Here is a 14,856-nt window from a genome sequence, read left to right on the forward strand (position 1 = left end):
TGCCATGTCCAACCCGTCCAATTCCGTACTCGCCGGCCTGATCGGCGCCGGCATCCAGGCTTCCCGCACCCCTGCCCTGCACGAGCACGAGGGCGACGCCCAAGGTCTGCGCTACCTCTACCGACTGATCGACCTCGATGCCCTCAGGCTGGACAGCGGCGCCCTCCCCGACCTGCTGCGCAGCGCCGAGCAGATGGGCTTCACCGGGCTGAACATCACCTTCCCCTGCAAGCAGGCCATCCTCCCGCTGCTGGATGAGCTGTCCCCCGAAGCCGCCGGCATCGGCGCGGTGAACACCGTGGTGCTGAAGGACGGCAAGCGCGTCGGCCACAACACCGACTGCCTCGGCTTTGCCGAAGGCTTCCGCCGTGGTTTGCCCGGCGTGCAGCGCCGCCAGGTGGTGCAGATGGGTGCAGGCGGTGCCGGCTCTGCCGTGGCCCATGCCCTGCTGGCCAAAGGCGTCGAGCGCCTGACCCTGTTCGAGGTAGACGCTGCCCGTGGCCAGGCCCTGGTGGACAGCCTCAACCAGCATTTCGGCCCCGGCCGCGCCGCCCTGGGCAGCCACCTGCCCAGCGCCATGGCCGAGGCCGACGGCCTGGTCAACACCACCCCCATCGGCATGGCCAAGCTGCCGGGTACACCGGTGCCGGCCGAACTGCTGCGCGCCGACCTGTGGGTGGCGGAGATCGTCTACTTCCCGCTGGAGACCGAGCTGCTGCGCGACGCCCGCGCCATCGGCTGCCAGACGCTGGATGGCAGCACCATGGCGGTGTTCCAGGCGGTGAAGGCCTTCGAGCTGTTCAGCGGCCGCACGGCCGACGCCGACCGCATGATGGCGCACTTCGCCAGCCTGAACGGCTGAAACGAAACGGGGCGGCCAATGCCGCCCCGTTCATGTCGGTGAGATGCGTCAGGGCTGGGCGAGGAAGCGCAGCACCGACTCGCAGATCATCGCCTTGTGCCGCGCCTTCACCTGCTCGTCGGTGAGGTCGATCTCGAAGATCTGTCCGAAGGTGTTGCGGTTGGACACCCGGTAGAAGCAGAACGAACTGATCAGCAGGTGCAGGTCCAGCGCCTGGATGCCCGGCCGGAACGCCCCCTCGGCCTGGCCGCGCTGGATGATCTCGCCCATGGCCTCGAGGATGGTGCTGCTCATGGTGCGGATGGTCCTGGACTGCCGCACGTACTCCCCGTAGTGGATGTTCTCGATGCAGACGATGCGCACGAAATCCACGTTGCGGTCGTGGTGGTCGAAGGTGAACTCCACCAGTCGCTGGATCGCCTCGCGGGGCGGCAGCTCGGCCAGGTGCAGCTGCGCCTCGGTGCCACGGATATCGCCGTAGAGCTTCTCCAGCACCTCCAGGTAGAGCTGCTCCTTGCTGCCGAAGTAGTAGTAGATCATCCGCTTGGAGGTCTGCATGCGCTCGGCGATGGCGTCGACCCGGGCGCCCGAAAGCCCCTGCTGGACGAACTCGACGATGGCCGCCTTGAGGATGTCCTCGCGGGTCTTCTCGGGGTTGTTCTTGCGTCCTTTGCGGGGGGCGTCGGCGGGGGGGTCTGGCAGTTCTGTCGTTATTGTCATGGTGGGCTCACGGCCTGCGGAAACCGGCCGATTATGGGCGGCTCAACCCGGAGGGGGAAGCCTGGCGCACGCGGCGCCAGGCTGCCCGGATCAGAGCCTGGCCTTCGCCGGTGCCCCGCTGCGGGCCTTGGCCATGGCCGCCAGGCGCACCGCCACGTTGGCCGCCCCGTAGCCGGCGTAGCCGTTACGGCGCTGCAGGACCTCGAAGAAGAAGCGCCCCTCGAACGGCTCGGTGTACACGTGAAACAGCTCGCCGCCCTGGGCGTCGCGGTCGTAGAGCACGTTGTAATAGGCCAGTTCGCTGAGGAATTCGTCATCGAAATCGAAGCGCGCGGCCAGGTCGTCGTAGTAGTTCAGCGGAATGTCCAGCAGCGGCACCCCCGCCTCCTTGGCCCGGCTCACCTCGGCGAAGATGTCCTCGCAGGCGAAGGCGATGTGGTGGGCGCCCGAGCCCCGGTAGCTGGAAAGCGCGTGAGAGATGGCTGTGTTGCGGTTCTCCGAGATGTTCAGTGGCAGGCGAATGCTGCTGCAGCGGCTGCGCAGCGCCCGGCTCTTCACCAGGCCGTACGGGTCCGGCAGCACCACCTCGTCGTCGGCCTCGAAGTCCAGCACGCTCTTGTAGAACAGCACCCAGCTGTCCAGGCCGTCCGCCGGCAGCGCCAGGGCCATGTGATCGATGCGCTGCAAGGCGCCACTCTGGGCGGCATGGGCGTCGAGCACGAAGTCGCTGTCGTAGATGGTCTGCCCGGCCGGAGCCTGCTCCACCAGGTACAGCAGGCTGCCGTCGGGGGCGCGTACGGCGGGGATTTCCCGCTCGTTGGGCCCTACCAGCCCACGGAACGGCTGGCCCCGGTACTCCCGGGCACGCTCCAGGGCGTGGCTGCTGTCGTCCACCCGCAGCGCGGTGGCACACAGCGAAGGGCCATGGGCCTCGAAGTAGCCATGGGCGAAGGAATAGGGCTCGGCATTGAGCACGATGTTGATGTCCCCCTGGCGCAGCAGGCTCACGTCCTTGGAGCGATGCCGCCCGGCGCGGGCGAAGCCCAGGCGTTCCAGCCAGCCGGCCAGCTTCGCGCCCTGGGTCTCGTCCACGGCGAATTCGAGGAACTCCACCCCGGCGTAATGGCTGGCCGGCGGCGGTGCGAAGAGGATGTCGAGGTTGGCCGGCGGCACCGGGTCCTTCTGCAGCAGCGCGCGGGTCTTCTCCTCCAGGTACAGCAGCGAGCGCAGGCCGTCCGCCGCATTGGCACGGGGCGGCGCAGCGCGGAAACCGTCGTTGAAGATCTCCAGGGACAGCGGGCCGGTGTAGCCGCTGCGCAGGATCGACGCCAGGAAGCCCGGCAGGTCGAATTCGCCCTGCCCCGGGAAGCAGCGGAAGTGCCGGCTCCACTCCAGCACGTCCATGTTCAGCAGCGGCGCATCGGCCATCTGCACGAAGAAGATCTTGTCCCCCGGAATGTCGGCAATGCCGCTCGGGTCCCCCTTGATCGACAGGGTGTGGAAGCTGTCCAGCAACACCCCGAGAGCCGGGTGATCGGCCTGGCGGACGATGTCCCACACCTGCTGCCAGCTGTTCACGTGGCGGCCCCAGGCCAGGGCCTCGTAGCCGATGCGCAGGTCTCGCGCGCCGGCCCGCTCGGCCAGCAGGCGCAGGTCGTCCACCAGGATGCGTTCGTCCGCCAGGGCATCGGCCTGGACGTTGCTGCACACCAGCACCAGGTCGGTGCCCAGCTCCTGCATCAGGTCGAACTTGCGCTCGGCGCGGTCGAGGTTCCTCTGCAGGCGCTCGCGGCGGCAGCCCTCGAAGTCACGGAACGGCTGGAACAGGGTGATGGCCAGCCCCAGGTCCGCGCACATCTGGCGGATTTCCCGGGGGCTGCCGGCGTAGTACAGCAGGTCGTTCTCGAAGATCTCGACGCCATCGAAGCCGGCAGCGGCGATGGCTTCGAGTTTTTCCGGCAGGGTACCGCTCAGGGAGACGGTGGCAATGGAACGCTGCATGTTCAGCTCCTGGTAGAGGGCCGGCACAGTGGCCAGCGGCGGACCCGGGTCGCTGCGTGAACACACGCAAAACCCTTTCGTTCTTGTGGCCGGATGGATTATTCGCGCGTAAAGTCAGCGCCTCAATCAAAATGTACGAACTGGTTAGTTTTGTGTTCGATCATCGAACAGAAGGCCGGTAATCGAATTGACGCTTTTTCGATCACTGCGCAACATGCCTCCCATGTTGCAGGCCTCCCCGCCGGTCGGCGCCTCTGCCGAACCCGCCGCCCGGCTGACCCTGCGATGGCATACACGCGTTACGACATAACAATTTCAAGAACGGGTACCTGCTCATGCTCACTTCCGCCCTGCACCCCAGCCGCATCCCTTGCACCCCGGCCCTGCCCCGCCCAGCGCGACCTGCCGAGCCCGTCTGACCCCGCATCCCCGACACCGAGAATGGCCCCGACCGGACGTCACCCGACGCGCCGGCCACGACCCGACTCCGCCCCACTGCGCGCGTGCCGCCCCGGACCTGTCCAAGGGCGAAGCGCAGGGGCGACAGCACAATAAAAACGGAGACAACGATGGCGACTTCCTCCTCGAACCAGGCCAAGAAAGCGACGGCCAGCGGCTGGATCGGCTCCGCCCTGGAGTACTACGACTTCTTCATCTACGCCCAGGCTGCGGCCCTGATCTTCCCGCAGATCTTCTTCCCCAACAGCGATCCCAAGATGGCGATCATCGCCTCCCTGGCCACCTACGGCGTCGGCTACCTGGCCCGCCCCATCGGTGCCTTCGTGCTGGGCCACTGGGGCGACACCCGGGGCCGCAAGAACGTCCTGCTGCTGTGCATGTTCCTGATGGGCATCTCCACCATGGCGGTGGGCCTGCTGCCGACCTACCACGACATCGGCATCCTCGCGCCCATCGCCCTGGTGATCCTGCGCCTGGTGCAGGGCTTCGCAGTGGCCGGCGAGATCTCCGGTGCCAGCTCGATGATCATGGAGCACGCCCCCTTCGGCCGGCGCGGCTACTACGCCAGCTTCACCCTGCAGGGCGTTCAGGCCGGCCAGGTGATGGCCGCCGCGGTATTCCTGCCGCTGGCCTACTTCATGCCCAGTGATGCCTTCAACGAATGGGGCTGGCGCATTCCCTTCCTGATGAGCGCGTTCGTGCTGGTGGCCGGCTTCATCATCCGCCGCGAAGTCCACGAGACCCCGGCCTTCGTCCAGGAAGAGAACCAGCAGAAAGTCGCCAAGTCGCCGGTCTCCGAGGCCTTCCGCCACAGCTGGAAGCACATGGTGCTGGTGATGTTCATGGCCCTGATGAACGTGATCCCGGTGGTCGCCACCATCTTTGGCGCCGCCTATGCCGTGCAGCCGGCCTATGGCATCGGCTTCGACAAGAGCGTCTACCTGTGGATCCCGGTGGTGGGCAACATCGTCGCCGTGCTGGTCATCCCCTTCGTCGGCAACCTCTCCGACAAGATCGGCCGCCGCCCGACAATGATCACCGGCTGCCTGGGCTCCGGCCTGCTCGCCTTCGGCTACCTCTACGCCATCAGCATCCAGAACGTGCCGCTCGCCTTCGCCCTGTCGATCCTCATGTGGGGCATGGTCTACCAGGGCTACAACGCGGTGTTCCCGAGCTTCTACCCGGAGCTGTTCCAGACCCGCTACCGCGTCTCCGCCATGGCCATCGCACAGAACATCGGCACCATGCTCACCGCCATGCTGCCGGCCCTGTTCGCCGCCGTCGCCCCGCCCGGCTCGGACAACATCCCGGTCGTGATCGGCAGCCTCGCCTTCCTCATCACCTGCGTCTGCGCCCTGGCCGCCTACCTGGCGCCGGAAACCCATCGCCTGGCCATGGACGACCTCGGCAAGCCCGACGCCCAGCCGATGGACAAGCACCAGTACGAAGCCACCCGCCAAGGCAGCCTGCGCACCGCCGGCTGACCCTCCACCGCTCCATCCAGGGCCCCCGCATGGGGGCCCTGTTCGTTCTAGGCTGAGTTGTGGCTGCGACGATGCCTGGGCCTTACCGGGCGAAAATGAACTAGACGAACATCTGGGCGCGGCGGCGGGAGCGCGGCAGGCGCTGCTTGCCGGGGGTCTGGCTCAGGCGGGCCTGCCAGCTCTGCCAGGCGCTGCCCTGGGTGGCGGCCTGCTGGGGGCTCTTGCGGGCAACAGGCTCGCTGCGCGGCGGCGTGACACGCGCCTGGGCGGCTGTGGCCTGGGGCGCGGCGCCCTGTTCAGCCTGGGTGAAGGCGTTGGTCCGGCGACAGGTCTTGCAGGTGACCTCGGCCGGCTGGTTGGAGGCGTTCAGGTTGGCATCGCTGCGGCCGCAGGCACCCTGACCCTCTCCGCTCAGGAAATGGATAACCATTTGATTCTCCTAATAAAAAGGGGGCGGCATTATTCCCGCATCGCAGGGCCATTTCCAGCCGAATGGACCAGCGGCAGGCATCAGGCCGCTCCGTCGGCCGCCTGCGCCTGCAGCCAGGTGACGAAGGCCTGCGCCAGCGCCGACAAGGGGCGTTGCCGGGGCCACACCAGCCAGTAGGGGAATGGATAAGGCGCCGTTACGTTGCCGAGCTGGACCAGTTCGCCCCGGACGATGGCGTCCTGCACCAGGCTGCGTCGTTCGAGCGCAACGCCCTGCCCCAGCCGCGCCGCCTCCAGCACCAGGTTGGAGTCGTTGCACTCCAGGCCACTGCGTGCGGGCGGTGCCACCCCGGCCTGCTGGCACCAGGCCTGCCAGGATTCGCTGCAGAACAGCGAGGCGCCCGCGACGATCGCGTCGGGCTCCTGGGGCAATTGCCCGCCGTTGAAGAAGGGCGCGGCCACCGGCACCCACTCGTCGTGCAGCAGCAGGCGCGCCTCCACGCCGTCCCACTGGCCATCGCCCATGCGGATGCCCAGGTCCGCCGCGCTGTCGCCGAGGTGGACCACCTCTAGGGACGCCAGCAAGCGCAGGTGGATGCCGGGGTGACGCCGCTGGAAATCCGGCAGGCGCGGCACCAGCCAGGCCCGGCCGAACGACGGCAGCACGGCGACCGTGACGGTCCCGGCCTGGGGAGGCGCCTTCACGCGGCGGGTCGCCTCGGCCATCTCCACCAGGGTGCGACGGATCTGCAAGGCATACAGGCGCCCGGCCTCGCTGACCCGGAGGCCCCGCCCTTCACGCACCAGCAGTGCGACGCCGAGGGCCTCCTCCAATTGGCGCAGTTGCTGGCTGACGGCCGAGTGGGTGACGTGCAGTTCGCGGGCTGCGCGGGTCACGCTGCCGAGCCGGGCCACGGCTTCGAAGCTGCGCAGCGCCGGCAAGGGTGGAAGGTCGGACATGCAAGCGCACCTAACGGAAAAGCCGAGAAAATAGCGATTTTATTCGCACCTTTCACGCTTTAGCGTAAGCAGCACTACGCAACAGGAGATCCCCCATGAAGCTCTACGGCATGCTCGACTCGCCCTATGTACGCCGCGTCGCCATCAGCCTCGATTGCTACGGCGTCCCCTTCGAGCACCATCCGCTGTCGGTATTCAGCGACTTCGAGGCCTTCGCCCGAATCAATCCGGTGGTGAAGGCACCGACCCTGGTGCTGGACGATGGCACGGTGCTGATGGACTCGAACCTGATCCTCGACCACTTCGAGGCACAGGCGTCGCGCCCGCTGCTTCCTCCCACGGATCGGCACCGTGTCCTGGCCCGGACAGGGCTGGCGCTGGTGGCCTGCGAAAAGGCCGTGCAGGTGGTGTATGAACGCCGCTTGCGGCCGGAAGCCAAGCAGCATGGCCCCTGGCTGGAGCGCGTGAGCCTGCAGCTGCGTGCTGCCTGTGCCGGGCTGGAGGCCAGCGCCCGCGCCGAGGTGGACACCCTCGACCAGGCAGCGATCAGCAGCGCCGTCGCCTGGGCCTTCATCCAGCATGTGGCAGCGGACCTGATCGACCCGGCGGACTACCCAGGCTGGAGCCGCGAGGCGCGCGCGCTCAACGACAGCGCGCTGTTCCGGCGCTATCCGCTCGAATGAGCAGCCGCCGCCAAAATTCCAATTCGAACTCAATCAAGATCTATTTATTCCATTCAGCTATTAAATAGACCGATTCATTCTTTTTCAGCCCCTGCCCGCCCCTGACACACTCCGCGTCGCCTGGAGCCACCCTCCGGCAGCGGCGGGCGCCCTCACCCAGGGCGCCCGCCATCCCCGCATACGGTGCCCTGCGAATCGACAGGGCCCATCCAGGAGCTGTCATTTCATGAAGAAACTCACTGCCGTCACCGCCCTCGCCCTGGCCGTACTGTCCGGCCTGGCCCATGCCGACCGCCTCGAAGACATCCGCAAGGCCGGCGTCCTCCGGGTCGCCGCCTTCGACAGCAACCCGCCCTTCGGCTTCGTCGACCCGCAGACCAAGCAACTGGCCGGCCTCGACGTCGACTACGCCAAGGCCCTGGCCGGCAAGCTGGGCGTGAAGCTGGAGCTGCTGCCCACCAACCCGGCCAACCGCATTCCGCTGCTGACCGCCAACAAGGTGGACCTGGTGCTGGCCAACTTCACCATCACCCCCGAGCGGGCCCAGCAGGTGAACTTCAGCATTCCGTACTTCGCCTCCGGCCAGCAGTTCATCGTGCGCAAGGGCACCCTGACCGAGCCGGAGCAACTGAACAAATGGCGCGTAGGCGTGGACAAGGGCACGGTCAACGAAGGCGTCCTGCGGGAGAAATTCCCCGGCGCCAAGGTCATCGCCTACGACGACACCCCCTTCGCCTTCACCGCCCTGCGCAACGGCCAGGTGCAGGCCATCACCCAGGACGGGCCCAAGCTGATCGGCCTGCTGGCCAACGTGCCGGACAAGGACAAGTACGAGGTGCCGCCCTTCACCATCTCCAACGACCTGATCGGCGTCGGCATTCCCAAGGGCGAGGCCGCCCTGACCGAGTTCGTCGACCAGTCGCTGCGCGAGCTGGAAAACAGCGGCGACGCCCAGAAGATCTACGACGCCTGGTTCGGCCCGAGCACGCCGACGCCCCTGGCTCGCCTCTACCGGATCGGCGACAAGAGCTGATCGCCCTCTCTCCCTGCGCCCCGCTTCGGTGGGGCGCAGTCGTTGATGCCCCTGCTCCGGAAATCCAACCATGTTCGGCGACCTCCTCGCCCCGCTCTACCTGCAGTGGCTGCTGGACGGCTTCCTGCTGACCCTCGGCCTTTCCGCCCTGTGCTGCCTGCTGGCCACCCTGCTCGGCGCGCCCCTGGCCATCGCCCGCCTGGCGACCTCGCGCCTGTTGTCCTGGCCGGCACAGGCCTTCCTGACCACCTTTCGCAACACGCCCCTGCTGGTGCAGCTGTTCTTCTGGTACTTCGGCGTGCCGGCGCTGTTGCCGGAAGCGCTGGTGTTCTGGCTCAACAGCCCGCACGAACTGGCCATCGGGCCGCTGGTGCTGGCCTGGCCGTCGTTCGAGTTCCTCGCCGGGGCCTGGGGCCTGACGCTCTACACCACGGCCTTCGTCGCCGAGGAGTTCCGCGCCGGCATCGCCTCGGTACGCCCGCAGCAGCGCGAGGCCGGCCTGGCGCTGGGCATGACGCCTGGCCAGGTGTGGCGCGTGGTGCTGCTGCCCCAGGCGCTGCGCACGGCCTTCGCCCCGCTGCTGGGGCAGTACATGAACGCGCTGAAGAACTCCTCGCTGACCATGGCCATCGGCCTGGCCGAGCTGTCCTACGCCTCGCGCCAGGTCGAGACGGAAACCTTCAAGACCTTCCAGGCCTTCGGCCTCGCCACCCTGCTGTACATCGGCACCATCGCGCTGATGGAAGCCCTCGGCCAGGTGGTGCAACACAGCCGGCGCTACCGCCAGGGAGCCGCCTGATGGACATTTCGGTCATCCTCGACAACCTCGACTACCTGCTGCTGGGCCCCTGGCCCGAGGGCCCGCTGGGCGGCGCCGCGCTGACGCTGGTGCTGGCCCTGTGCTCGGCCCTGGCGTCGGCGCTGATCGGCCTGGTGCTGGGCATCGCACTGGCCCTGTCGAAGGGCCGCTGGCGCCTGCTGCTGGTGGCCGTGCTGGGCTTCTTCCGGGCGATCCCGGTGCTGATGCTGGTGTTCTGGACCTACTTCCTGCTGCCCATCGTCTTCCACGTGGACGTGCCCGCCCTGGCCACGGTGGTCTGCGCCCTCTCGCTGATCGGCGGGGCCTACCTGGCCCACTCGGTCAGCGCCGGCATCCTCAGCCTGCCGGAGGGCCAATGGCACGCGGCGCGCGCCCTGGGCATGCGCCCCTGGCAGGTGCTGCGCTGGGTGATCCTGCCCCAGGCCCTGCCGATCATGCTGCCGTCGTTCCTCAACCAGTGGGTCTCGCTGATCAAGGACACCTCCCTGGCCTATGTCATCGGCGTCGGCGAGCTGTCGTTCGTGGCCACCCAGGTGAGCAACCGGGTGATGGTGCACCCCACGGAGATCTTCCTCTTCGTCGCCCTGCTCTACTTCGTCCTGTGCACCAGCTTGGACCTGGCGGCCGGGGCGCTGGCGCGCTACGGCGGCGGCCCCCGGCAGGCGCGTTGACGCGGGTCATGGCACTGCCCTGGCGAGCCGTCATGATCCGCCCACCCTGCCGCCCGAGGACCCGACATGACCTACCTGCTGCTCAAGTTCGTGCACATCACCGCTGCGGCGTTCTTCATCGGCGGGGTGTTCTTCGAGGTGATGATCCTCAGCCGCGCCACGTCGGTACTGGACGAAGACGCCCGCAGCCGCCTGTCCCAGGCCCTCGGCAAGCGTGCCCGGCAGGTGATGCACTGGGTGGTGCTGGCACTCTACGGCGCCGGGCTGGGCCTCGCGTGGCACTACCGCGCGGTGCTGGCGGCGCCCTTCGCCAGCCACTTCGGCACGCTGCTGGTGCTGAAGATCAGCCTGGCGCTGAGCATCCTCGGGCACTTCCTGCTGGTGGTCCTGCTGATGCGCAGCGATCGCATGACGCCCGCCCGCTCCCGCCTGATCCACCGCAGCGTGCTGCTGCAGATGCTCGCCATCCTGTTCCTCGCCAAGGGCATGTTCCTGCTCTGACGGCCGGCGTGCCCTACTCGAACCACACCGAGCGAGCCCCGTAGCGCCAGATGGCCTCGCCCAGCAGCTGCGCGCCGCAGGAGCCGTCCCCCAGGGCCTGGTGAGCGGCCTGCGGCGAGCGCCAGCGGCTGCGCTGGACCAGCCAATCGCCGTCGGCGCCGACCTCCAGGGAGCTTTCCAGCAACCCCTGGTGCGACGCCAGGCAGGCGGCCAGGCGCGGTGCCAGCCCCTCCAGCAGCGCCTGGCGGCGCTCGGGATCGAAGGCGAACCGGATGGCGGTGTGGATTTCCTCTGCGTACTGCATGTCCCGACTCCTCTGCGGACCGATCTTGTGCATGAACGGCGCCGAGGGTAAAACCTCAACTTAACTTGAGGTCAAGAGCCCAGCACGATGCCCGCCGTCACACCCGCCAACATCCACAAGCCCCTCACCGTCGGCCAGGTCGCCGAACGCAGCGGCGTACCGGTTTCCACCCTGCATTTCTACGAAGCCAAGGGGCTGATCCGCAGCACCCGCAACGCCGGCAACCAGCGCCGCTATGCCCGCGACGTGCTGCGCCGGGTGGCGATCATCAAGGTGGCGCAACGCCTGGGCGTGCCCCTGGCGGAAGTGGCCGAAGCCCTGGCCGCCCTGCCCGAGGGCCGCACCCCCACCGCCGCCGACTGGCATGCCCTCTCCGAACGCTGGCGCCACGAGCTGGACCAGCGCATCCAGCGCCTCACCGCCCTGCGCGACCAGCTCAACGGCTGCATCGGCTGTGGCTGCCTGAGCATGGAGACCTGCCCCCTGCGCAACCCCGGCGACGCCCTGGCCGAGTTCGGCAGCGGGCCGGTGCTGCTGGAGGACGGTTCGCAACCAAACGCTAAAGCTGGACTCACAAGCCCCCAGGGAACGCGCGAACCATCATGAAAAACGTTCAGGAGCGGCACTTCGCCAGCATCCATTTCCATGTCTAGAATCCGGGGGCGGTAATTTCCACGCTACGGATACTGACAGGAGTCTTTCCCATGCCGGCACAACAACTGTTCAAAACGATCCGCGACGAATTGCAAAACGGCGCCATCATTATTGACGGCGATAACTACCAGGCCGATATCGGGATACTTCAACCTTTGGTCGATGGCTTCCCACTGGTTCCACCTGTTCGCCTGGTGTCTTACCAGAATCACAATGGTGCACATGACATCTCCGATGCAGTCGAAGCGGAGGTGCCCTACATCCTTGGGGTTCGCATCCGCTCCACTGATCAACAAGGGAGGCTGCAGGTCAATGCACACCCTCATGTGCAAGCCAATTACCTCACTCTGTTAGCCGACACGGTCGATACAGGTGTCCCAGCCCCCTTGGAAGGCAACTTCAGAGCGGACGTCGTGCTTTACAAGCGCTATCCGTAACCCCACGACCTCCCGAGCCCGCCGCTGACTCCCCGTCGGCGGCGTGCGGCAAGTGCCGTCGCCACTCCAGTTCCACCCCTGAGACAAACACCCGGTACAACAACGCCGATTGCATTACATTGCCGACCTTTCCATCGGCAAGGGACTGCAACGTTGAACCTATTCTCTGGCGCCACTGCCCGGCGCATCGGCATTCGTGGGCTTGGCCTTGCGCTGGCCCTGCTGGCAGGCGCTCCCGTGGCCCTGGCCTTCGACATCGACATGGACGGGATCAAATGGTCGGGCATGGCCCGCAAGTTCGTGCTCGACCGACCGGAAACGGCCACCCTGGAGATCAAGCCATTCCGCCTGCCGGGCCTGGCGCAGGTGCCGGCGCGTATCGTCATGAGCCAGCACCGCGGGTTGTTCTACCTCAATGCCTACCAGGACCTGGCGTACCAGCAACGGGTCTACAAGTCGCCGCCCATTGCGCTGTTCAGCCCCGAGGAACTGCGTGCCTGCGAGCCCTCGGATTTTCCCATCCGGGTCAGCGAGCGCTGGCCAGCGAGCAACACCCTGGACACCGGCCTCAGCCTCACGTCGCTGAGCTTCGACTGTTCGGTCCCCTCGGACTGGCAGCTCAGCCAGCGCTACCTGCTGGTCGACCAGCGCGACCCGCAGATCCCGCTGCTGGCCTTCAGTCACCGCCGCGACATGGACCGGATGGACTTCACCCCGCTGCAGCCCATCAGCGAGGCAATCGCGCAGCAGTGGTTGCAGGCACTACAGAAGTTTCCGCCCTGGTTCCGCCCCTTCACCAGCGCCAAAGGAACGATCACCCTCAACGCCTATGTGCCGGCCCAGTCCCCGGATGACACCTGGAAGCAGTTCCGTGCCCTGCACCAGCAACTGCTGAAGACCAAGGGCAAGCGGCCGGGCATCCGCGAGGTGGAGGACTTCTTCGCCCTTCATGACTTCCGCAGCATCGCCACCGAGCGCCGCGAATACCCTGGCCTGCTCAACGACATTGCCTTCTGGGCCAGCGAGGCCGGCCAGCTGCAAACCGCCCGCCCCTGGCTCGAAGAAGTGCTGCGCCGCGACCCGGGGCGCATGCCCGCCTACCTCAACCTGGCGGACCTGGATTGGGCGATCTACGAGCAGCGCCCTGAGTACACCATCCACCAGGGCCGAGCCGTGGAGGCCTACCGGGTGTACTGCGGCCTGCGCCTGAAACGCCAGATGAGCATCCCGCCCCGGGTGCTCGAACGCCTGGGCATCACCACCGCCAACCCGCAGGCCTGCCAGGGTTTCTGGCCGCTGGTGGCCGCCGTGGACGCCGGCGACCTGGCCGAGGTGCAGCGTCTGCTGGCCAGCGGCATCAGCGGCGAGGTCATGGCCGACGATGGCCGCAGCGCCCTGCTGCACGCCCTGGACGTGCCGCATCTGGACATCGCCCGGCTGCTGCTGGAGCACGGCGCGCGCACCAGCGGTCTCTACAACGGCAGCACCTTGGCGATCCTGACCATGCAGCGCGACCTGAGAGACAACCTCGACCTGAGCCAGGGCGGACGCTTGAAGTTCCTCATCGAGGCCGGTGTCCGCATCGATGAGCCGGACAGCCGAGGCGAGACGCCCCTGATGCAGATAGCCGGAAACACGCGTGGCCTGCAGGCCTTCGGTTGGCTGCTGCGCTATCCGCAAGATCTCGATGTGCGCAGCAAGGACGATGGCGAAACCGCTCTGTACCGAGCCTTTTCCGCCCACAATTTCGGGGCCGTGAGGCAACTGATAGCCGCCGGCGCCAACCTCGACCTGAGCTACGGCCGTGGCACCTGCCATGGCCAGCCCATCGGCAAGAGCCTGCTGACCCTGGTGGCCGAGCAGACCGCTGCCGATGCCCAGTCCCCTACCGTCAGCCAGCAGGACACCCTGGCGTTGTTCACCCTGCTGCTGGAAAAAGGTGCCGATCCCACTGTCGGCCAGCAGTGCGAGAAGAAGGGCTATGCCCTGTTGCTGGAAGCCATCTCCCGGAACAAACGCGAGGACCTGCTCGACGTGCTGCAGCGCTTCGCCGCCGCCCCGCCTGTTCTGCAGCAACCTGCTAGAGACTGACCCCATCGCGGTAGATCACCCGCCCCTCCGGGGTGATCTCACCGATGGCGCAGAGCATGTGGTCGGCCGCGGCTTCGGCCTCCCGGGCGCAGGTGCAGCCGGGGGCGTACACCCAGAGCACCTGCACCTGCGCATCCTCGCGGCTCGGCTGGTACTCGATCAGGCCGACGTAGCCGCTGCCGCTGGGCATGGCGTCGGTCCAGGCGATGGCGTAGGGAAAGTCACGGAACATGGGGTATCCAGGTGGTCAGCGCTGGGGCCGGTCGAAGCGGCCCAGCAGGTGCGGCAACAGGTTGAGGATGGCCAGCACCACCAGGGCGGCCAGCAAGGCGGTGGCTTCGTAGCCGAGGCCCACGGTGACGCCGATGGCGGTGGTGGACCAGAGGCCGGCGGCGGTGGTCAGCCCCTTCACTTCGTCCATGCGGTCGCGCTTGAGAATGGTGCCCGCGCAGAGAAAGCCGATGCCCGCCGTCAGCCCCTGGATGACCCGGCTCATGGCGTCGTGCTCGGCCCCCGCCATCTGCGGCACCAGGACGAACAACGCCGCCCCCAGCGCCACCAGCATGTGGGTCCGCACCCCGGCAGCCTTGCCGTGCTGCTCCCGCTCGAAGCCCAGCAGGCCGCCCAGCAGCGCAGCCAGGAACAGCCGCAGCAACACGCGGGTGGCCCGGGCCGGGTCCTCCAGGTCGGCGAACTCCTCGGCCAGGGTCTCCAGCACACGCTCCCAGGCGCTCACCCGCTATCGCC

Annotated in this window: 17 protein-coding genes; 10 read left to right on the forward strand and 7 right to left on the reverse strand. The window is 67.3% G+C overall.

Features of this window, described 5'->3' with window-relative positions; genetic code table 11:
* The first annotated feature begins 4 nt into the window (after window positions 1-4).
* Entirely contained in the window at window positions 5-862 is an 858-nt protein-coding gene (locus tag BM198_RS17185; RefSeq protein WP_074971486.1) for a shikimate dehydrogenase, read from the forward strand.
* Window positions 863-910: 48 nt separating this feature from the next.
* Here BM198_RS17185 and BM198_RS17190 read toward each other — a convergent pair whose 3' ends face one another.
* Together BM198_RS17190 and quiC are read right to left on the reverse strand one after the other, a co-directional pair.
* Window positions 911-1,582 (reverse strand): TetR/AcrR family transcriptional regulator, encoded by a 672-nt coding sequence (locus BM198_RS17190; RefSeq protein WP_074971487.1) that lies wholly within the window; start codon window positions 1,580-1,582, stop codon window positions 911-913.
* A 90-nt stretch (window positions 1,583-1,672) separates the two neighbouring features.
* Entirely contained in the window at window positions 1,673-3,583 is a 1,911-nt protein-coding gene (quiC, locus tag BM198_RS17195) for a 3-dehydroshikimate dehydratase QuiC (RefSeq protein ID WP_074971488.1), read from the reverse strand.
* 569 nt (window positions 3,584-4,152) lie between these two features.
* Here quiC and BM198_RS17200 point away from each other — a divergent pair.
* The gene (locus BM198_RS17200) at window positions 4,153-5,526 is read left to right on the forward strand and encodes an MFS transporter (protein ID WP_074971489.1); all 1,374 of its coding nucleotides are present in this window, start codon (window positions 4,153-4,155) and stop codon (window positions 5,524-5,526) included.
* Window positions 5,527-5,626: 100 nt separating this feature from the next.
* On the opposite strand, the gene BM198_RS17205 is transcribed toward BM198_RS17200, so the two are convergent.
* Both BM198_RS17205 and BM198_RS17210 read right to left on the reverse strand, forming a co-directional pair.
* Window positions 5,627-5,956, reverse strand: a complete 330-nt coding sequence (locus BM198_RS17205; protein ID WP_074971490.1) for a hypothetical protein — start codon at window positions 5,954-5,956, stop codon at window positions 5,627-5,629.
* An 80-nt stretch (window positions 5,957-6,036) separates the two neighbouring features.
* Window positions 6,037-6,915: a LysR substrate-binding domain-containing protein gene (locus BM198_RS17210; RefSeq protein WP_074971491.1), complete on the reverse strand. Its 879-nt coding sequence runs from the start codon at window positions 6,913-6,915 to the stop codon at window positions 6,037-6,039.
* A 95-nt stretch (window positions 6,916-7,010) separates the two neighbouring features.
* Here BM198_RS17210 and BM198_RS17215 point away from each other — a divergent pair, with 95 nt between their 5' ends.
* The 5 genes from BM198_RS17215 (at window position 7,011) to BM198_RS17235 (ending at window position 10,623) form a co-directional block, all read left to right on the forward strand.
* Window positions 7,011-7,598 carry a glutathione S-transferase gene (locus tag BM198_RS17215; RefSeq protein WP_074971492.1) on the forward strand — a complete coding sequence of 196 codons (588 nt, stop codon included), beginning with the start codon at window positions 7,011-7,013 and terminating at the stop codon, window positions 7,596-7,598.
* Between the two features lie 226 nt (window positions 7,599-7,824).
* Window positions 7,825-8,631, forward strand: a complete 807-nt coding sequence (locus BM198_RS17220; RefSeq protein ID WP_044404664.1) for an ABC transporter substrate-binding protein — start codon at window positions 7,825-7,827, stop codon at window positions 8,629-8,631.
* 70 nt (window positions 8,632-8,701) lie between these two features.
* On the forward strand, window positions 8,702-9,430 hold the full coding sequence (locus BM198_RS17225; protein ID WP_074971493.1) for an amino acid ABC transporter permease: 729 nt from the start codon (window positions 8,702-8,704) through the stop codon (window positions 9,428-9,430).
* The gene (locus tag BM198_RS17230) at window positions 9,430-10,122 is read left to right on the forward strand and encodes an amino acid ABC transporter permease (protein ID WP_074971494.1); all 693 of its coding nucleotides are present in this window, start codon (window positions 9,430-9,432) and stop codon (window positions 10,120-10,122) included. The genes BM198_RS17225 and BM198_RS17230 overlap by 1 nt, the downstream gene beginning before the upstream one ends.
* A 66-nt stretch (window positions 10,123-10,188) precedes the next feature.
* Window positions 10,189-10,623, forward strand: coding sequence for a CopD family copper resistance protein (locus tag BM198_RS17235; RefSeq protein WP_074971495.1), 435 nt, complete (start codon window positions 10,189-10,191; stop codon window positions 10,621-10,623).
* Window positions 10,624-10,636: 13 nt separating this feature from the next.
* On the opposite strand, the gene BM198_RS17240 is transcribed toward BM198_RS17235, so the two are convergent.
* Window positions 10,637-10,927: a hypothetical protein gene (locus tag BM198_RS17240; RefSeq protein WP_074971496.1), complete on the reverse strand. Its 291-nt coding sequence runs from the start codon at window positions 10,925-10,927 to the stop codon at window positions 10,637-10,639.
* Between the two features lie 87 nt (window positions 10,928-11,014).
* Between BM198_RS17240 and soxR the strand changes: the two genes are divergently transcribed.
* The 3 genes from soxR (at window position 11,015) to BM198_RS17255 (ending at window position 14,109) form a co-directional block, all read left to right on the forward strand.
* The gene (gene soxR, locus BM198_RS17245; RefSeq protein ID WP_074971497.1) at window positions 11,015-11,533 is read left to right on the forward strand and encodes a redox-sensitive transcriptional activator SoxR; all 519 of its coding nucleotides are present in this window, start codon (window positions 11,015-11,017) and stop codon (window positions 11,531-11,533) included.
* 98 nt (window positions 11,534-11,631) lie between these two features.
* Window positions 11,632-12,018: a hypothetical protein gene (locus tag BM198_RS17250; protein WP_074971498.1), complete on the forward strand. Its 387-nt coding sequence runs from the start codon at window positions 11,632-11,634 to the stop codon at window positions 12,016-12,018.
* Between the two features lie 153 nt (window positions 12,019-12,171).
* A complete protein-coding gene (locus BM198_RS17255; protein ID WP_074971499.1) occupies window positions 12,172-14,109 on the forward strand; it encodes an ankyrin repeat domain-containing protein in 1,938 nt (645 codons plus the stop codon).
* Here BM198_RS17255 and BM198_RS17260 read toward each other — a convergent pair.
* Window positions 14,099-14,341, reverse strand: a complete 243-nt coding sequence (locus tag BM198_RS17260; RefSeq protein WP_074971500.1) for a hypothetical protein — start codon at window positions 14,339-14,341, stop codon at window positions 14,099-14,101. The genes BM198_RS17255 and BM198_RS17260 overlap by 11 nt on opposite strands.
* 15 nt (window positions 14,342-14,356) lie before the next feature.
* The gene (locus BM198_RS17265; RefSeq protein WP_074971501.1) at window positions 14,357-14,845 is read right to left on the reverse strand and encodes an MgtC/SapB family protein; all 489 of its coding nucleotides are present in this window, start codon (window positions 14,843-14,845) and stop codon (window positions 14,357-14,359) included.
* Window positions 14,846-14,856: the final 11 nt, after the last annotated feature.

It is taken from the genome of Metapseudomonas otitidis (assembly GCF_900111835.1).
Lineage (GTDB): Bacteria > Pseudomonadota > Gammaproteobacteria > Pseudomonadales > Pseudomonadaceae > Metapseudomonas > Metapseudomonas otitidis.